The organism is Bradyrhizobium sp. SZCCHNR1002, from assembly GCF_032381435.1.
Classification (GTDB): domain Bacteria; phylum Pseudomonadota; class Alphaproteobacteria; order Rhizobiales; family Xanthobacteraceae; genus Bradyrhizobium; species Bradyrhizobium aeschynomenes.
The window spans coordinates 139,244-157,056 of sequence record NZ_JAUHIS010000002.1 but is presented as its reverse complement, the minus strand read 5'-3'; the positions used below and the strand labels follow the sequence as shown (position 1 = coordinate 157,056).

The window sequence follows — 17,813 nt, the reverse complement described above, 5'->3', positions numbered from 1 at the left end:
AGGTGCGGGTGCGGTCGTTCAGCAATCGCAATTTTCAGCTCATTGTCACAATCGGCTGAGATGGACGATCTGTGTCGTCACGGGACGACCATGACTTTCTCCGCCGTCATTCCGGGGCATCGCGCAGCGATGAGCCCGGAATCCATAGCCACGAGCGGCGAGTGGTGCGAAGGCGAGCGCCACGTCCATTTCCGATCCCCATGGCCGCCTGTGGCTATGGATTCCGGGCTCGCGCTCCGCGCGCCCCGGAATGACGGAAAGAAACTGTGTCTGCAAAGGTGCGGCGACGCTGCTGTTGTTTCCGTCCCCCGAGCGCGCGCCGTGCCCACCATGGCTTCCGAACGTGCGAATGCGTGACGTCCCTGAGCGGCCGCGTTGCCCACCTGCGGTATGAGGGCTGCAGGCTGACTAGTCCACGAACTGGTCGCGCGTGTAGCCCTGGGCGTAGAGCAATGCGGTGAGGTCGCCGTGGTCGATGCGGGCTGACGCAGCGGCGGAGACGGCGGGCTTGGCGTGATAGGCGACGCCGAGGCCGGCGGCCTCGATCATGCCGAGGTCGTTGGCGCCGTCGCCGACCGCGAGCGTGTCGATCTCGTCGACGTCGAACGACTCGCGCAGCTCGACCAGAGTGGCGAGCTTGGCGTCGCGGCCGATGATCGGCTCGCGCACCTCGCCGGTCAGCTTGCCGGCGTCGATGACGAGCTCGTTGGCGCGGTTCTCCTGGAAGCCGATCTTGGCTGCGACCGCATTGGTGAACAGCGTGAAGCCGCCGGAGATCAGGCAGGTGTAGGCGCCGTGGGCGCGCATGGTCATGACCAGCTGCCGGCCGCCCGGCGTCAGCTTGATGCGCTTGGCGAGCACCTCGTCGACGACGCTGACCGGCAGGTCCTTCAAGAGGGCGACGCGCTCGCGCAAGGCCGGCTCGAAGGCGATCTCGCCGCGCATCGCGCGCTCGGTGATGGCGGCGACCTTTGGCTTCAGCCCGGCAAAATCGGCCAATTCGTCGATGCATTCCTGGCCGATCATGGTGCTATCCATGTCGGCGAGGAAAAGCTTCTTGCGCCTGACCGCCTCAGGCTGCACGACGATGTCGATCGGCATGTCGCCGCGTAGGTCGCGCAGGCGGGCCTCGAGCTTGTGAACCTCGCCGTCATGCGAGAACGGGATGTCGATCGCGACCTCGTCGAACAGCCAGCGCGGCGTGCCCGGCGAAGGCAGCACGGCCAGGAAGGCCTCCACGATCGTGGTATCAAGCGCGGGATCGGCGGGATTGCAGATGAAGGTGGCGACGAGAGACATCAGGTGACTTTGCCAGGGATCAACAAAGCCGTGCTTATCGCAGGGCCGACCGCCAGCGGCAAGTCGGCGCTGGCCATGGAACTTGCGCAAAAAGCGGGCGGGGTGGTCATCAATACCGATTCCATGCAGGTCTACCGCGATCTCCGGGTGCTGACGGCACGGCCGACAGCCGAGGAAGAAGCTGCCGTGCCGCATCGGCTCTATGGCCATGTCGATGCCGCCGTGAACTACTCGGCCGGCCATTTTGTCCGTGATGCTGTCGAGGTGCTCGCGGATGTCAGGCGCGACGGGCGGCTGCCGATCTTCATCGGCGGCACCGGGCTGTACTTCAAGGCGCTGACGCGGGGGCTCTCTGCGGTGCCACCGGTGCCGGACGAGGTGCGGGAGGCGGTGCGCGTCAGGCTCGAGCGCGATGGCGTCGAGGCGCTGCATGCCGAGCTGGCGCGGCGCGATCCGGGGGCGGGGGCGCGGTTGAACGTGCGCGACCGCACCCGTGTGGCCCGCGCACTGGAGGTGGTGGAGGCGACGGGTCGGCCATTGGCCGACTGGCACGCGGAGACCACGCCGCCGCTGCTGCCGGAGGGCAGCTACCAGGGCGTGTTCATCGCGCCGGAGCGCGAGACGCTCTATGCCAGGATCGATGCGCGGTTCGAGGCAATGCTGGGGACCGGCGCGCGGGAGGAGGTCGAACGGCTCGCCGCGCGCGGGCTCGACCCGCTGCTGCCGGCCATGAAGGCCCACGGCGTGCCGGCGCTGATCCGCCATCTCAGAGGAGAGATCACGCGGGAGGAGGCGGCCACCATCGGCAAGGCCGACACCAGGCATTACGCCAAGCGGCAGTTCACCTGGTTTCGGCATCAGTTGCCGGAGTTCGAGTGGATGAGCCCGGAGGCGGCAAGGGCGTGGGTGGCCAATCTCTAGCCGCATCGTCATTCCGGGACATCGCGAAGCGATGGGCCCGGAATCCATAACCACCATCGTGAGTATGGATTCCGGGCTCGCCCTCCGGGCGCCCCGGAATGACGACCTCGTTTGGAGATGGAGCCCGTACTCTCATCCAGCCTATTGCCTCGTCTTGGAGAGCGACGGCCAAATTACCGCTCGCCGAACCGCAAAATCCGCGCTACCTTGACAAAATCGCGCTGGCGGACCTGCTTTGCCTTGACATCAAGGCGACCATGGTTATGTTCGCGCAACCTTTGGGAAGCCAGCTCGCCGTCATGCGCAATTTTATTGCCATTCTCCTTATCGTAGTCGTACCCAGGCGCATCGCCGGGGATGGCTAGCGGCCATCCAAAATCCGAGCGGTGCGCAGGGCCTTCCAGGGCCCTTTTTTATTGCCCGGAAGCCACCACCGACACTGAACCAAGCGACCCAAGACGAACCGACCGAAGCCAGACCGAACCGACCGACCAAACGACCAGCCGCTTTCAAGAAGCGATCCGGAGCCTGCCATGACCGACAAGAGCCACGATCCGAACCAGATGACCGGCGCCGCGATGATCGTGCGCGCGCTCATCGACCACGGCGTGCAGCACCTCTTCGGCTATCCCGGCGGCGCGGTGCTTCCGATCTATGACGAGATCTTCCAGCAGAGCGAGGTCGAGCACATCCTGGTCCGCCACGAGCAGGGTGCCGGCCATGCCGCCGAGGGCTATGCGCGCTCGACCGGCAAGCCCGGCGTCGTGCTGGTGACCTCGGGCCCGGGCGCCACCAACATGGTGACGCCGCTGGCGGATGCGCTGATGGATTCGATCCCGCTGGTCTGCATCACCGGCCAGGTGCCGACGCATCTGATCGGCAATGACGCCTTCCAGGAATGTGACACCGTCGGCATCACCCGGCCCTGCACCAAGCACAATTGGCTGGTCCGAAACGTCAACGATCTCGCGAAGGTGCTGCACGAGGCGTTCTATGTCGCCACGACGGGCCGTCCCGGCCCTGTTGTCGTCGACGTGCCGAAGGACGTGCAGTTCGCCACCGGCACCTATCATCCGCCGCGCAAGTCCGACGTCCACATCTCCTATTCGCCGCGCGTCAAGGGCGATGCGATGCAGATCCGCAAAGCCGTCGCGCTCTTGGCCTCGGCCAAGCGGCCGGTGATCTATTCCGGCGGCGGCGTCGTCAATTCGGGCCCCGAGGCGTCGCGGCTGCTGCGCGAGCTGGTCGAGGTCACGGGCTTTCCGATCACCTCGACCCTGATGGGGCTGGGCGCCTATCCGGCGTCGGGACCCAACTGGCTGGGCATGCTCGGCATGCACGGCACCTACGAGGCCAACATGACGATGCATGATTGCGACGTCATGCTGTGCGTCGGCGCGCGCTTCGACGACCGCATCACCGGCCGCACCGATGCGTTCTCGCCGAACTCGAAGAAGATCCACATCGACATCGATCCGTCGTCGATCAACAAGAACATCCGCGTCGACGTGCCGATCATCGGCGATTGCGGCGACGTGCTCGCCGACATCCTGCAGGTGTTCAAGGCGGAGGCGAAGAAGCCGGACATCAAGTCATGGTGGCAGGAGATCGCCGTCTGGCGCGCGCGCAACTCGCTGGCCTACAAGCCGAACCGCGACGTGATCATGCCGCAATATGCGATCCAGCGGCTGTTCGAGCTGACGCGCGGCCGTGACACCTACATCACCACCGAGGTCGGCCAGCACCAGATGTGGGCGGCGCAGTTCTACGGCTTCGAGGAACCGCACCGCTGGATGACCTCGGGCGGCCTCGGCACCATGGGCTACGGCCTGCCGGCCGCAATCGGCGTGCAGGTCGCGCATCCCGACAGCCTGGTCATCGACATCGGCGGCGACGCCTCGGTGCAGATGACGATGCAGGAGATGTCGACGGCCGTGCAGTACGAGCTGCCGGTCAAGATCTTCATCCTCAACAACCAGTACATGGGCATGGTGCGGCAATGGCAGCAGCTGCTGCACGGCAACCGCCTGTCGCATTCCTACTCGGAGGCGCTGCCGGACTTCGTCAAGCTCGCCGAGGCCTATGGCGGCGTCGGATTGCAGGTGAGCAAGCCGGGCGATCTCGACGGCGCGATCAAGGAGATGATCTCGGTCAGGAAGCCGGTGCTGTTCGACTGCCGCGTCGCGGCGCTGGAGAACTGCTTCCCGATGATCCCGTCGGGCAAGGCGCATAACGAGATGATCCTGCCGGCGGAGGCGAGCGATCCAGCCGCGGCGTTCGCGGGCGGCAAGGCGCTGGTGTGAGGACGGACCGTGAGCACAGCGCCCACCCCATACTCCACTGTCATCGCCCGGCTTGACCGGGCGATCCAGTACGCCGCGGCCGTCGCGAGTCCCACGACCGCCGCGGCGTACTGGATGCCCGCCTTCGCGGGCATGACAGCTATTGTGCGGAGGCAGCCGTGTTCACACTAGCTGAGCTTGAAGCTGCCCACGCCATCGTCGGCGCCGCCGTGCCGGCGACGCCGACGCATGCGTGGCCGTTGCTGGCGCAGCGGCTGGGGACGCATGTCGTCGTCAAGCATGAGAACCACACGCCGGCGGGCGCCTTCAAGGTGCGCGGCGGGTTGGTCTATGTCGACAACCTCAAGCGCACGCAGCCGGGTGTCCGCGGGCTGATCACCGCGACGCGCGGCAATCACGGCCAGAGCGTCGCCTTCGCCGGCCGCCGCAACGACCTGCCGGTGACGATCTACGTGCCCAGGGGCAATTCGGTCGAGAAGAACCGCGCGATGGCTGCGTTCGGCGCCGAGCTGATCGAGCATGGCAGCGACTTCCAGGAATCGCGCGAGGAGGCGGGACGCCACGCCGCGCGCGATGGCCTGCACATGGTGCCGTCGTTCCACCCAGATCTCGTGCGCGGTGTCGCCACCTATGCGCTGGAGCTGTTGCGCAGCGCTCCCGATCTCGACGTGCTCTACGTCTCGGTCGGGCAGGGCTCCGGCATCTGCGGCTGCATCATGGCGCGCGACCTGCTCGGGCTGAAGACCGAGATCGTCGGCGTGCAGTCGACGGGCGCGCCGTCCTATGCGCTGTCGTTCGCGGCCCGCACGGTCGTGTCCACCAACAGCGCCGATACCAACGCCGACGGACTGGCGACGCGCAGCCCCGACGCGGACGCGCTCGCGATCATCCTGAAGGGCGCCTCCCGCATCGTTCAGGTCAGCGACGCCGAGATTGCCGAAGCCATCCGCATCTTCTGGACCGACACCCACAATCTTGCCGAGGGCGCCGGCGCGGCCTCGCTCGCAGCCGCCCTGCAGGAGAAGCACAAGCTCGCAGGCAAGCGCGTCGGCCTGGTGCTGACCGGCGGCAACATCGATCTCGACCTGTTCAGGCGCTGGGTGATGCCGGCGGCCGCTGAAACTGAGAAGGCGGGAGCGGCATGAAGGCCACGCAGCTCACCACACCCACCGCTGTCATCGCCCGGCTTGACCGGGCGATCCAGTACGCCGCGGCCGTCGTGAGTCTCACGACTGCCGGCGTTTGCTGGATGCCCGCCTGCGCGGGCATGACGGGAGACACATCACGGGGACACCAATGAACCAGCCAGCCTCCGCCTATTTCATCGAAGACCGCCACGATCCGAACGAGACCCACACGTTGTCGGTCCTCGTGCAGAACGAGCCCGGCGTGCTCGCGCGCGTCATCGGCCTGTTCTCGGGGCGCGGCTACAACATCGAGAGCCTCACCGTCTCCGAGACCGAGAGCCAGAAGCATCTGTCCCGCATCACCATCGTCACGACCGGCACGCCGATGGTGATCCAGCAGATCAAGCACCAGCTCGACCGCATGATCCCGGTCTACCGCGTCGTCGACATGACGCTGACCAAGCGCGCGATCGAGCGCGAGCTCGCGATGGTCAAGGTGCGCGGCATCGGCGAGCCCAGGGTCGAGGCGCTCAGGCTGGCGGATGCGTTCCGCGCCCGCGTCATCGACGCCACCACCGAGAGCTTTGTGTTCGAGATCACAGGCAACACCGACAAGATCAATCAATTCATCGATCTGATGCGCCCGCTCGGCCTGGTCGAAGTGGCCAGGACCGGCATCGCGGCGATCGGGCGGGGACCGGAAGGGATGTGAGCCATGCTGGCGCGCGACTGGTACTACAACGAACGCAACCGGATCGGGCTCGACCATGCCGTGGCCTCGATCTACGGCTCGGGGGATGATGCCGACGAGCGGGCGCGCGCCGCGTTGAAGATGCTCGGCGTCAAGCCGGGCTGGCGGGTGGCCGACATCGGCTGCGGCAACGGCGTGCTGGCGACGGAAGCCGCGCTGATGGGGGCCGTGGTCGACGCCATCGACATCTCGCCGGCGATGTTGGCGCTGACTCGGATCTACACCAGGGATCGCCGCACCGCGGTGCGGATGCATTCGGCTGGGCTGCTGTCGTTCGCCTATGAGCCCAACTCTTACGACCTGATCGCCAGCGAGTTCACGCTGCACCATCTGCCGGACTTCTGGAAGGCGGTGGCGCTGGCGCGGATCTATGCGGCGCTGAAGCCGGGCGCGCAGTTCTTCCTGCGCGACATCGTCTATGTCAGCATGCCCGACGGCGCCGAGCGCTCGGTCGAGCAATGGGCCGATTTCAACATCAAGAACCACGACCTCGCGCGCGACAGCGTCATCACCCACATGCGCGACGAGAACTCGACCTTCGCCTGGGTGATGGAGCGCATGCTGGCCGAGGTGGGCTTCGTGACGGTGTCCGCCGACTACCACGCCCCGATGCACGCGACCTACGTGCTGCAGAAGCCGGCGGGGCAGGGCTAGAAATGAACTACAGACGGGTGAGTCTTGCTCTCGCGCAGCCGACGGTGCGCCCCCTCTCCCCGTTCTTACGGGGAGAGGGTTGGGGTGAGGGGCAGCCGCACGGGGAGTGTTCGCGGAGAGACCTGTACCCCCTCACCCGGATCGCATCTTGTGAACTGAAGCTGTCGCGGTCCGCCCTCCTGGGAGTTTGTGACTCCGTCATGCCCGGGCTCGTCCCGGGCATCCAGGTCTGTCCAGGCGTGCTGAACGACGTGGATGGCCGGGACAAGCCCGGCCATGACGACGTGGAGGCAGATGAGTAATGTCCCAGCAGCTCCTCATTGCCTTCGTCACCTTCGCCTTCGTGATGGCGTTCACGCCGGGGCCGAACAACATCATGCTGCTGTCGTCGGGCGTGACCTACGGCTTCCGCCGCACGGTGCCGCACATGATGGGTGTCAGCTTCGGCTTCGCCTTCATGGTCGGTGCGGTCGGCTTCGGCCTCGCGACGGTGTTCATCCGCTACCCCGTTCTGCAGGACCTGCTGAAATATCTCGGCGCCGCCTACCTGATCTATCTGGCGGTCGCGATCGCCTTCTCCGGATCGACGAAGCCCGAGGACACGACGCTGCGCGGGCCGATGTCGTTCTGGGGCGCGGCGCTGTTTCAGTGGGTCAACGCCAAGGGCTGGGTGATGGTGATCAGCACCATCACCGCCTATGCCGCGATCGCGCGCTTTCCCGCCAATGTTGCACTGCAGGTCGCGATCAGCTTCGTCATGGCGATCGGCTCGACCATCACCTGGACCTTGTTCGGGACCGCCTTGCGGCCGCTGCTCAGCTCAGAACGTGCCGTCCGCGCCTTCAACATCGTGATGGCGGTGCTGCTGCTGGCCTCGCTCTATCCCGTCTTCATGGACGCATGAAGGACGCCGCCGCCATGCGAGATCGGGGTTTCCATCGGGGCCCAAAATGCTCTAGACACGGGCCGGATTTCGTGCCGGCCCGGTCGTCCGTGCCTCACCCAAGCTTCTGACCTTTCAGCCAATTCCGGCCATCTCAAAGAGGAAACGACAATGCGTGTCTACTACGATCGCGACGCCGATCTGAACCTGATCAAGGGCAAGAAGGTCGTCATCGTCGGCTACGGCAGCCAGGGCCATGCCCACGCGCTCAACCTGAAGGATTCCGGCGTCAAGGACGTTGCGATCGCGCTGCGCAAGGGCTCGGCCTCGGCCAAGAAGGCCGAAGGCGCCGGCTTCAAGGTGATGGAAGTCGCCGAGGCCGCCAAGTGGGCCGACCTGGTGATGATGCTGACCCCGGACGAGCTGCAGGGCGACATCTACCGCGAGCACCTGCACGACAACATGAAGCAGGGTGCGGCGCTGGTGTTCGCGCACGGCCTCAACGTGCACTTCAACCTGCTCGACCCGCGCGCCGATCTCGACGTGCTGATGATCGCGCCGAAGGGCCCCGGCCACACCGTCCGCTCCGAGTACCAGCGCGGTGGCGGCGTGCCCTGCCTGATCGCGATCGCCAAGGATTCCTCGGGCAACGCCCATGACCTCGGCCTGTCCTACGCCTCGGCGATCGGCGGCGGCCGCGCCGGCATCATCGAGACCACCTTCAAGGAAGAGTGCGAGACCGATTTGTTCGGCGAGCAGGCGGTGCTGTGCGGCGGCCTGGTCGAGCTGATCAAGGCCGGCTACGAGACCCTGACCGAGGCCGGCTACGCCCCGGAGATGGCCTATTTCGAGTGCCTGCACGAGGTGAAGCTGATCGTCGACCTGATCTATGAAGGCGGCATCGCCAACATGAACTACTCGATCTCCAACACCGCCGAATATGGCGAGTACGTCACCGGCCCGCGCATCATCACCTCCGAGACCAAGGCCGAGATGAAGCGCGTGCTCGACGACATCCAGTCCGGCCGCTTCGCCCGCGACTGGATGCTCGAGAACAAGGTCAACCAGTCCTCGTTCAAGGCCACCCGCGCCCGCCTGTCGCAGCACCCGATCGAGGAGGTCGGCGCCCGCCTGCGCGACATGATGCCCTGGATCAAGAAGGGCGCGCTGGTCGACAAGTCGAAGAACTAAACCGATATCGAGCGAGCGGGCACGACGCTCACCGCAATCTCGACCTCTCCCCATCGGGGAGAGGTCGGCGCGTAGCGCCGGGTGAGGGAGCGGCCCGGGGATTCTTGGCGGTTCGAGGCACCTGAACCCCTCACCCGCATCGCATCTGACGATGCGATGCGACCTCTCCCTTCGGGAGAGGTGTTCGTTTCCAGAGCCGCAGACCGGCCTTATCTGAATTGAATGGTCGAACATAAACGGCGGGCTGCGGCCCGCCGTTTATGTTTGGAAATGAGTCCGGAGGCTTCCTTAGATCATGATGCGTTTCGGCGGAAACGCATCATGATCTTAGTTCTTTGTTTGAGCATGATCTTTTCGGGAAACCGGTTTCCACTTTTCCGGATCATGCTCTAGGACGCCGCGCGGCGCGAGGCCAGCGGCGTCAGCAGACGGACGATCTCACAGGCTGCGACGAGGCCGACCAGCCACGCGGCGCTGGTCAGGCCGAGGCGAGCGATGATCGGCAGCGTGAAGCTCGCGGCGCCGCCGAGCGCGGGCGTGGCGGCGAGCAGCACCAGCTCATAGGCCGCGTAGGCGCCGAGCAGGGCGGCGGCAAAGCCGAGCGGAGCGGGGCTCGTGGCCAGCGCCCGCAGAACGCCGCGGGCTGCGACGGTGGCAACCAGCGCCGCGGCGCCGATCACCGCACCCCAGGCCAGCGTGCTGGCATCGACCGGATAGTGCAGGGCGCCGAAGCCGATGCCCTGGTTAACCAGCCAGGCGCCGAGCACGGCCGGCAGCGCCGATCGCAGCGGCAGCATGGCGGCGGCGATCACCGCAAAGGCCGCGAACGGCGTCGCGCAGGCGAACACGAAGCTCGCCAGCGCGCAGGCCGTGGTCAGCAGTGCGAAGCAGAACGCGGCCGCATGCCGGGGTGCGACGGGCGCGAGGCGAACCTCGGACTGGGAGCGGGCGAGAATGTCGAGAGCCATGGAACATCTCCTGTTGGTGGAATTGTAGTCCAGTTTCGATGCGGCTGTCAGCCGCCTCGGGATGACGTCACTGCAAGCCGGACGTCGCCACGCGGATGCCCGCGAATACGCCGAGGCCGGGCGCCAGGAACCCGGTCGGGTTCTGGTAGTGGCGGTTGAACAGATTATCGACCCGGCCGAACAGCTTGACCTGGTCGGACAGCGCGTAATCGCCGCGCAGGTTGACGATGGTGTAGCCGGGCGCGACCAGGCCGGTGGTCAGGCCGTCGCGGCTGACGTCGAGCCAGCCGCTGATCCGCAGCACGGTGGCGGACAGGCTCAGCGCATCGATTGGCAGCCAGGTCGCCGTGGCGCTCCACTTCTCCTTCGGCCGTCGCAATAGCTGCTGACCGGTGGCCGCATCGACCGCGCGGGTGAAGGTATAGTCCGCGCGCAGCGAGATCCGATCGGTCAGATCAGCCGCCACGAAGCTCTCGGTGCCCTCCGTCGTGGCGAGACCGACATTGGCGTAGGAGGTGAAGGTGGCGTTGAAATTGATCAGGTTGGTGATGCTGTTGTGGAAGTAGGTCGTGCCGAAGCGGACGCGATCATCGAACAGCGGCTGCTCGAAGCCGGCATCATAGCCGGTGCTCTCTTCCGGCTTCAGGTCCGGATTGGCGAAGAAGTTGAACGCCGGAAAATCCTGGTGCAGCTGGCTCAGGGTCGGTGCCTTGAAGCCGGTGCCGTAGCTCGCCTTCAGCTTGGTCTCGGTGACCGGCAGGATCATCGCCGGCGCGATACGCCAGGTGCCGTGCCCGCCGAACTGGTCGTTGACGTCGTTGCGCAGGCTCGCCACCACGAACCAGCGCCTGGCAAATTCCGTCTGCAGCTCGATGAAGCCGGCCCTGTTGCCGTTCTCTGCGGAAAGATCAGCTGTCTTCAGCCGTTCGGTCTGTTGCTCCAGGCCGACGATGAGGTTGTTGTGCGGCGCCAGCTCGGTCACCGCATGCCAGTCATATTTGATGCGCTCGCCGGTGGCGACCGCGGCCACGGGATTGCCGGCCGTGAGATCGGACGACCGATTGTTCACATAGTTGACGCCGAAATAGTTCCTGATGCGGCCGCCGAGCACCGACCACACCGCTTCCTCGCGCGTCGCCAGCTGGCGAACGGTGTGATTGCTCCTGACAGCATCGGGAACGCTGGGAAAGCCGCTGTCGCCGGTGAACAGCAGGGTGGCGTCGGTGGTGCGGACCACTGAATTCAGCGTCCATGCCTCGTTGAGGTCGACGCCGAGCTTGGCCGAGGCGGTGACGTTGTCGTAGGTGTTGCCGATCGCCTTCTGCCCCGCGGGCAGCAATTGCCATGGCGTCACCGGCACGTCGCCGGCGTGCAGATGCGCGACATTGACCGCGTAGTTGACGTTGGCCTGCGAGCCGCTCAGTCCGGCGCTCTGGTTGAACGTCTTGAACGACCCGCTCTCGACCGAGGCGGTCGCCCGCGCCGGCCCGTCGCCCTTGCGGGTGATCACCGAGATCACGCCGCCGATCGCATCGGAGCCGTAGAGGCCGCTCTGCGGCCCGCGCAGCACCTCGAATTGCTGGATGTCGGCGGCCAAGAGATGCGCAAAGTCGAACGCGCCATTGCCGTTGGTGACGTCGCCGACGTCGATGCCGTCGATGATCAGCTTGGTGTGATTGGCATTGGTGCCGCGCACGAAGACGTTGGTCTGGCCGCCCGGGCCGCCGGCCTGCACGACGTTCAGTCCCGGGACCGTGCTCAGGATGTCCGGCACGGTGCGGGCCTGCTGGGTGGCAATGTCCCTGTCGGTCACGATCGTGATCGCATTCGCGACGTTGGCGACCGGCGTCACGATCCCGGTCGGACTGACCGCGACCGGCGTGCCGACCGGAGCAGCCGGCTTTGCCGCCGGCATCTGCCGATGCGCGGCGTTGCCGGTTCTGCGGGGCATGGCCGGTTTCGCAGCGATCGGCGTGCGCGGCGGGTCGACCTCGACCGGGGGCAGCAGGTCGGGCGAGGCGGATTGCTGCGCGGCGGCTGGGAGAGCACCGAGCATGGCGAATGACGAGAGGACGCAGAACGACGACAGAAAGGCGCGGCGGCGCCTGGCATGGGGAACGGGAGACACGAGTGACCTCGGCATGACGTCAGTGGCACGTCACCGCGAACGAGGTCTCATGCAGGCCTTGGCGGGCCTGCCTGAAAACGATGCCAATAACGCCCCGACCGGCATCCTCGCGTGTGACCACGGCTGACGGCAGGTCTCCTGGCTCGCGGGTCGTCACCTCCACGTCGCCTTCCCGGGACCGAGATTTCCCAGTGGCATCTGACGCGAGATTCGCCGCTTACAGTTGCGGGGGCAGCTGCGGCCTTCGATCACGTCGCTTGCGCGAGGCGTCCGGCACCGCATTCCCTTTTGAGCCCCGGTCGAGGGGCACCGTCACGATCACCGTAGAAGCGCGCCTGTGGCGGAGTCAATCGCCGGCGGGAGCAAGCCCTGATCGATCCCCTCAATTGCCGACCGCGCGATCGACGAGACATCCACTCGAATTTCCACAATGGAAAACTACCTGAGATTGTGATCGGCTTCATACGTCTCCCCTGGCTGCATGGGAGAGAAGGCGTCGTCGCCGGGTGTCCTCCCGGAGATCATCGATAGGAGCCCGTCATGAGCCGCCCGAACATCCTGCTCGTCACCTGTGATCAGTATCGCTTCCCGCGTTTCTCCTATGGTGCCGATCACGGCTTCGCCGAGCCCTTGAAGCGCATCCTCGGCTTCAGCGAGGACATCGGTGTCGACAACCCTTACGCCAAATTCTTTCCGGGCCTGCTGCGGCTGCGGCGCAATGCGGTGCTGCTGCGCAATCACACCATTGCCGCCAGCGCCTGCACGCCGAGCCGCGCCACCATCTATACCGGGCAGTACGGCACCAAGACCGGCGTCACCCAGACCGACGGCCTGTTCAAGAACGGCGACTCGCCGAACTTCCCCTGGCTCGCGGCCGACGGCATTCCCACCCTCGGCAATTGGATGCGCGAGGCAGGCTACGCCACGCATTATTTCGGCAAGTGGCACGTCAGCAATCCGCCGGACCATTCGCTGCAGCGCTATGGCTTCGACAATTGGGAGCAGTCCTATCCCGAGCCGCATGGCGCGCAGACCAACAATCTCGGGCTCTATCGCGACGCCGGCTTCACCGATTCCGTCTGTGCCTTCATCCGCCGCCAGGCGCTCGCGCTCAACTACAACCGCGTCGTGGCCGAAGCCGATGCGCGCGATCCGGATGCGGCGGCCCCCGATCCCTCCGACGTCAAGCCGTGGTTTGCCGTGGCGTCGTTCGTCAATCCGCACGATATCGCGACCTATCCGGCCGTGATCAGCCAGGCGCTGCCGTCGCCGGATCAGTCCGGCAAGCAGCAATCGGTGTTCGGCCCGCTCACCGTGCCGCTGGAAGGGCAGGGTACGCCGCCGCCGACCGCCGGAACGGCCGTGGTCCCGCTCAATCCGCTCGACTTTCCGCAAGACAGCGCCCATGCGCCGCCGACCATGAACGAGACGCTCGCCGGCAAGCCGTCATGCCAGCACGATTACGCCTACAAGATGGGTTTGGCGCTGGCGGCCAAGACCGGCTACAACGCGCTGTCCGGCAAGGACAAGGGCGACTCCAATGCCGCCGTCGATCTCGCGCTGCGCAGCTCGATCCCGTTCCAGCTCACCGATCATCCCGACGAGGCCTGCCGCAAGTTCATCCAGCTCTATGCCTGGCTGCATGCGGTGGTCGATGCCCATATCGACCAAGTGCTGCAGACGCTGGAGGAGACGGGGCAGGCGTCCAACACCATCGTCGTCTTCTTCAGCGACCACGGCGAATACGCCGCCGCCCACGGCATGATGATGGAGAAGTGGCACGCCGCCTATCAGGAGGCGCTGCACGTGCCGGTCGTGGTGCAGTTTCCGCCCGGCCGCCACGACCAGCCATTGCGGGCAAGCGATGCGCTGACCAGCCACATCGACATGCTGCCGACGGTGCTTGGCCTTGCAGGAGTCAAAGCGAGGGAGCGCGAGGACATCGCGCGAAAGCTTTCCGCGAGCCGGCCGGTGCCGGCGCTGCGCGGCGTCGACCTGAGTCCGCTGCTGCGCGGCGAGACCGATGTTGTGATCGAGCCTGACGGCAAGCCGCGCCAGGGCGTGCTGTTCATCACCGATGACGAGATCACCGAGCCGCTGCCGCCGGAGAACAACGCCCACAATCGGCAGTCACTGGCTGAGTTCGACCTCTACGATAAGGTCGTCGCCGCCGTGCGCGAAGGCCATCACGGCAAGGGCCCGGTGAGGACGATCACGCCGGGTCCGGTGCGGCAGCCCAACCATGTCCGTTGCGTCAGGACCAGGGAGTACAAGCTGTCGCGCTATTTCGATCCGTCGGGCAAGGCGGCGCAGCAATGGGAGATGTATGATCTCACGCGCGATCCGAACGAGGTCGAGAATCTCGTCCAGGTCGACGGGACGCCGCCACGGGCGCGCGAGACGTTGCCGGCGTGGACCAGCCAGCCGGTGGTGCAGAAGGCGGCGGATGAACTGGCCGTGCTGCTCGCGGCGCTGGAGCGGCGGGATCTGTAAGGCGGCTTGTTGGACTTCTCTTGGTTCGGGCGTTCGTTCGAGAGGCCCGGCTGCTTGCGACACCCAAAGCTGTCGTCCCGGCCTTGAGCCGGGACCCAAAGCCACCGGACGCCGTGTTGCGAAGGACGACGACCAGGACCTGCTCCGCAACTCACATCACGCGGTATGGATCCCCGCGTTCGCAGAGACGAGCGCGAAACGTGAGGGAGGCGGCGCGGGACGTTCCCGAGACGGATTGCAAGCCCCCGCTCATTTCTCCACCTTGTTGTGCACCATCCAGAACCGCAGGGTGCGCTGGGCGGTGTCGAGCGACAGCTTGCCATAGTCGCGCTCGGCGAGCTTCAGGGTGTCTGTGTCGATGGCGTGCTTGATCGGGCGGTGGGTCAGGATCTTGGACACCACCGACCAGGCCAGGCCCGCGGCGCGGCACGGGATCAGGACGATGTCGGTGCGTGGGCCTTCCAGCACCTTGGCCATCATCTCGGTCGGCACGTTGTTGAGCAGGCCGAGCGCCGCGGCGACCTCGCCGAATCGGCGGGTCTCGGCGAAGAAGGCGATGGCGGGATCGTTCAGCTCGTTCAGCCCCTTCATGCGCTTGACGGCCTCTTCGGCCAGCGTGAAGTCGCGCCCGACCAGGCCGCCGTCGCTGCGCGCAACGTCCGCGATCGCCTTGATGACCTTCTTGATCTCCTGTTGCAGCGCCGGCGGCGCCGAAGCCATCAGCTTGGCGCGCACCGAGTCGGTGGCGCGGCGGAGCAGGTCGCGCAGATGCTTGGTGGGCAGGTCGACGCGCAGCCCGATGATCTCGGACAGCTCGTCATCGTCCTCGGCATGCGCCATCATCCCGGAATAGCCGGTCTCGGAGAAGCGTGCGGTCTGGTTGTTGGCGAGCTTGCGGATGACCCGGCGTTCGCCGCGATCGACGATGATGTCGGTCACCGCCTCGGTCAGATGCGGGCGGCTCGAGATCGCCATCAGGTGATCCTGGCCCTTGGTCGCCGCGACCTCGACCAGCGTGTGCTCGGTCAGCCGGGTCGAGTGCATCAGCACGTTCTCGGCGACCGAAATTTCGTCGTCCCGCGCGAGCTGCTGGATCAACTCCACGGGCGCATAGTCGACCGGCGCGAGGTGCTTGCTGAGCTCGGCCCGGGCACGGGTCTCGACGCGCGCGACCAGCATGCACAGAACGTTGTCGAACACCTTGATCTGGTCCTCGCTGAGGCGTTCGCCGTCGTGCAGGAACAGGTTGGTGACCTGGCGCAGCGTGTTGACGCGCTTCTCCGAGGAGCCGCCGCGAACGGCCGCCTCGAGTTCGGAGATGATCGAGTGTTCTGAAGGCGGAAGCTGTTCTGGCTGATGCACTGTGGCGCTCGTCTGGTCCGGATGTCCGGAGCGGCAGCGATGCGCGTCTGGTCCGCTGCAGGGCTCTCGGCGGCCCCAGTTTTCGGCATGGGCGATAACAATGTGTTAGGGGAGCGGGACGTAGTACTCCGGGGAAACACGGATACGGAAAATTAAGACGAAGCGTGTATCGCTCGACGCAGAGCGGAACGAGGCCCATGCGCCTGCCGCCGCAAATGTTGGGGTGACCCGCGCCGTCGCCTTCGGGCGAGGAGCTGTCGGCGCCGGGGTGTCAGGCCGAAAGGTTAATGATCCCATAAGGTCATCGGCCTTGCTTCATCCAGTTTGTGCGCGACCCTCGATCTGACGTCAGCTCTCATCTTCCCAAGAATTGAAACTTAAATCACATTCTTGACGTGGCCTGTCGTGCCCCCGTCATACGGAGTCCGCTGTCCTCGTGGCGCTCGCGATGGAGGCCAGCGGGCACGGCCGTCGCGCAGGAAAACAGCGCCAGCATGATGCCCGATCTCGTGCGATAATCGGTTCGCAACACACTGAGGTCGCCATGAAATCCGTCGTCGTCACCGGGGCATCTACCGGGATTGGGTACGCCTGTTCGAAGCTCCTGCTCGCACGCGGCTTCCGCGTGTTCGGGAGCGTTCGCAAGCCTGAAGACGCGGAGCGGTTGCGCGGCGAGCTAGGTGCCGATTTCACGCCGCTGCTGTTCGACGTGACCGACGAGGCGGCAGTGAAGGCGGCCGCACAACAGGTGCGAGCGGCGCTCGGGGGCGAGGCGCTCGCCGGGCTCGTCAACAATGCCGGCATTGCGGTCGCCGGTCCCGTGACGGAGCTGCCGATCGACCAGTTTCGCCATCAGATGGAGGTGAACGTCATCGGCCCGGTCATCGCCACCCAGGCGTTTGCGCCGCTGCTCGGGGCTGATCCGGCCATGACCGGCCCACCCGGGCGGATCGTGATGATCAGCTCGGTCGCGGGCCGCAACGGCAATCCGCTGATGGCGCCGTATTCGACCTCCAAGCATGCGGTCGAGGGGCTGTCCGAAAGCCTGCGCCGCGAGCTGATGCTGTTCGGCATCGACGTCATCATCGTCGCGCCCGGCGCGGTGAAGACGCCGATCTGGGCCAAGGCCGAGGAGGTCGATCTGTCGCCGTTCCAGGCTTCGCCGTTCTTTCCGGCGCTGCAGAAGGTGCGCGGCTTCATGCTGCATCTCGGCAAGACCGGGCTTCCGGCCGAGACCATCGGCGAACGGGTGTTCGAGGCGCTGACGGTGCCGGCGCCCAAGGTGCGCTACGAGATCGCGCCCGACCCGTTGCGGCAATGGATCGTGCGCTTGCTTCCCAAGCGAGCCGTCGACCGCATCGTGGCCAAGCGGCTCGGCCTGATGCCTCCGACCAAGGCCTGATGGCCACGATGACCACCACGGGCAAGACCCGGGCGGAGTTGACCCGCCTGGTCGAGGAGGCCATCCGGGAGCAGCCGGGGTGCGAGACGGCGCGGGTGCCGGCCCTCCAGCGGCTCGATGTCCGCAACGGTCGCAACTGGGAGATCCCTCACGTCATCCTCGGCGACAGTCTGATCAGCGACATCGACCGCGCCGTGATGAGCGTGCAGCGCCGGTTGGGGCGGGAGTTCCACCTGATCGACGATGATGCCACTGCGGCGCCGGAAGCGGCGGGAGCACCGCGCATCGTCTCCGACCGATCCTGACGCGTCTCGGGATCATGGCGATCCGC

Annotated in this window: 15 protein-coding genes and 1 riboswitch; of the genes, 11 read left to right on the top strand and 4 right to left on the bottom strand. The window is 66.0% G+C overall.

Annotated elements, in window-relative coordinates; genetic code table 11:
* Nucleotides 1-408: 408 nt before the first annotated feature.
* Nucleotides 409-1,299, bottom strand: a complete 891-nt coding sequence (serB, locus tag QX108_RS13200) for a phosphoserine phosphatase SerB (protein ID WP_315725888.1) — start codon at nt 1,297-1,299, stop codon at nt 409-411.
* 3 nt (nt 1,300-1,302) lie between these two features.
* On the opposite strand from serB, the gene miaA reads away from it, so the two are divergent.
* From miaA to ilvC, 8 genes are all read left to right on the top strand, one after another.
* Nucleotides 1,303-2,220: a tRNA (adenosine(37)-N6)-dimethylallyltransferase MiaA gene (gene miaA, locus QX108_RS13195; RefSeq protein WP_315785450.1), complete on the top strand. Its 918-nt coding sequence runs from the start codon at nt 1,303-1,305 to the stop codon at nt 2,218-2,220.
* Nucleotides 2,221-2,318: 98 nt separating this feature from the next.
* Nucleotides 2,319-2,585: a hypothetical protein gene (locus tag QX108_RS13190; RefSeq protein WP_315785448.1), complete on the top strand. Its 267-nt coding sequence runs from the start codon at nt 2,319-2,321 to the stop codon at nt 2,583-2,585.
* A gap of 168 nt (nt 2,586-2,753) precedes the next feature.
* Nucleotides 2,754-4,523: an acetolactate synthase 3 large subunit gene (locus QX108_RS13185; protein ID WP_315785446.1), complete on the top strand. Its 1,770-nt coding sequence runs from the start codon at nt 2,754-2,756 to the stop codon at nt 4,521-4,523.
* A gap of 158 nt (nt 4,524-4,681) precedes the next feature.
* Entirely contained in the window at nt 4,682-5,668 is a 987-nt protein-coding gene (locus QX108_RS13180) for a threonine dehydratase (protein WP_315785444.1), read from the top strand.
* 151 nt (nt 5,669-5,819) lie between these two features.
* Nucleotides 5,820-6,362: an acetolactate synthase small subunit gene (gene ilvN / locus QX108_RS13175; protein WP_315785442.1), complete on the top strand. Its 543-nt coding sequence runs from the start codon at nt 5,820-5,822 to the stop codon at nt 6,360-6,362.
* Nucleotides 6,363-6,365: 3 nt separating this feature from the next.
* Entirely contained in the window at nt 6,366-7,055 is a 690-nt protein-coding gene (locus QX108_RS13170; RefSeq protein ID WP_315785440.1) for a class I SAM-dependent methyltransferase, read from the top strand.
* A gap of 301 nt (nt 7,056-7,356) precedes the next feature.
* Complete coding sequence (locus QX108_RS13165) at nt 7,357-7,959, top strand: LysE family translocator (protein ID WP_172179696.1); 603 nt, start codon at nt 7,357-7,359, stop codon at nt 7,957-7,959.
* 150 nt (nt 7,960-8,109) lie between these two features.
* Nucleotides 8,110-9,129, top strand: coding sequence for a ketol-acid reductoisomerase (gene ilvC, locus QX108_RS13160; protein WP_315725903.1), 1,020 nt, complete (start codon nt 8,110-8,112; stop codon nt 9,127-9,129).
* Between the two features lie 389 nt (nt 9,130-9,518).
* On the opposite strand, the gene QX108_RS13155 is transcribed toward ilvC, so the two are convergent.
* Nucleotides 9,519-10,097: a hypothetical protein gene (locus QX108_RS13155; RefSeq protein WP_315725905.1), complete on the bottom strand. Its 579-nt coding sequence runs from the start codon at nt 10,095-10,097 to the stop codon at nt 9,519-9,521.
* 67 nt (nt 10,098-10,164) lie between these two features.
* Nucleotides 10,165-12,240, bottom strand: a complete 2,076-nt coding sequence (locus tag QX108_RS13150) for a TonB-dependent receptor plug domain-containing protein (protein ID WP_315785437.1) — start codon at nt 12,238-12,240, stop codon at nt 10,165-10,167.
* Between the two features lie 95 nt (nt 12,241-12,335).
* A riboswitch (cobalamin riboswitch) is annotated at nt 12,336-12,554 on the bottom strand.
* Nucleotides 12,555-12,765: 211 nt separating this feature from the next.
* On the opposite strand from QX108_RS13150, the gene QX108_RS13145 reads away from it, so the two are divergent.
* Nucleotides 12,766-14,718, top strand: coding sequence for a sulfatase-like hydrolase/transferase (locus QX108_RS13145; protein ID WP_315785435.1), 1,953 nt, complete (start codon nt 12,766-12,768; stop codon nt 14,716-14,718).
* Between the two features lie 249 nt (nt 14,719-14,967).
* Here the strand turns inward: QX108_RS13145 and QX108_RS13140 are convergent, their stop codons facing one another.
* Nucleotides 14,968-16,080 (bottom strand): DUF2336 domain-containing protein, encoded by a 1,113-nt coding sequence (locus QX108_RS13140; RefSeq protein ID WP_315785433.1) that lies wholly within the window; start codon nt 16,078-16,080, stop codon nt 14,968-14,970.
* Nucleotides 16,081-16,624: 544 nt separating this feature from the next.
* On the opposite strand from QX108_RS13140, the gene QX108_RS13135 reads away from it, so the two are divergent.
* Together QX108_RS13135 and QX108_RS13130 are read left to right on the top strand one after the other, a co-directional pair.
* Nucleotides 16,625-17,482, top strand: a complete 858-nt coding sequence (locus tag QX108_RS13135; protein ID WP_315725915.1) for an SDR family oxidoreductase — start codon at nt 16,625-16,627, stop codon at nt 17,480-17,482.
* Entirely contained in the window at nt 17,482-17,787 is a 306-nt protein-coding gene (locus tag QX108_RS13130; RefSeq protein ID WP_315785431.1) for a hypothetical protein, read from the top strand. The genes QX108_RS13135 and QX108_RS13130 overlap by 1 nt, the downstream gene beginning before the upstream one ends.
* Nucleotides 17,788-17,813 lie beyond the last annotated feature (26 nt).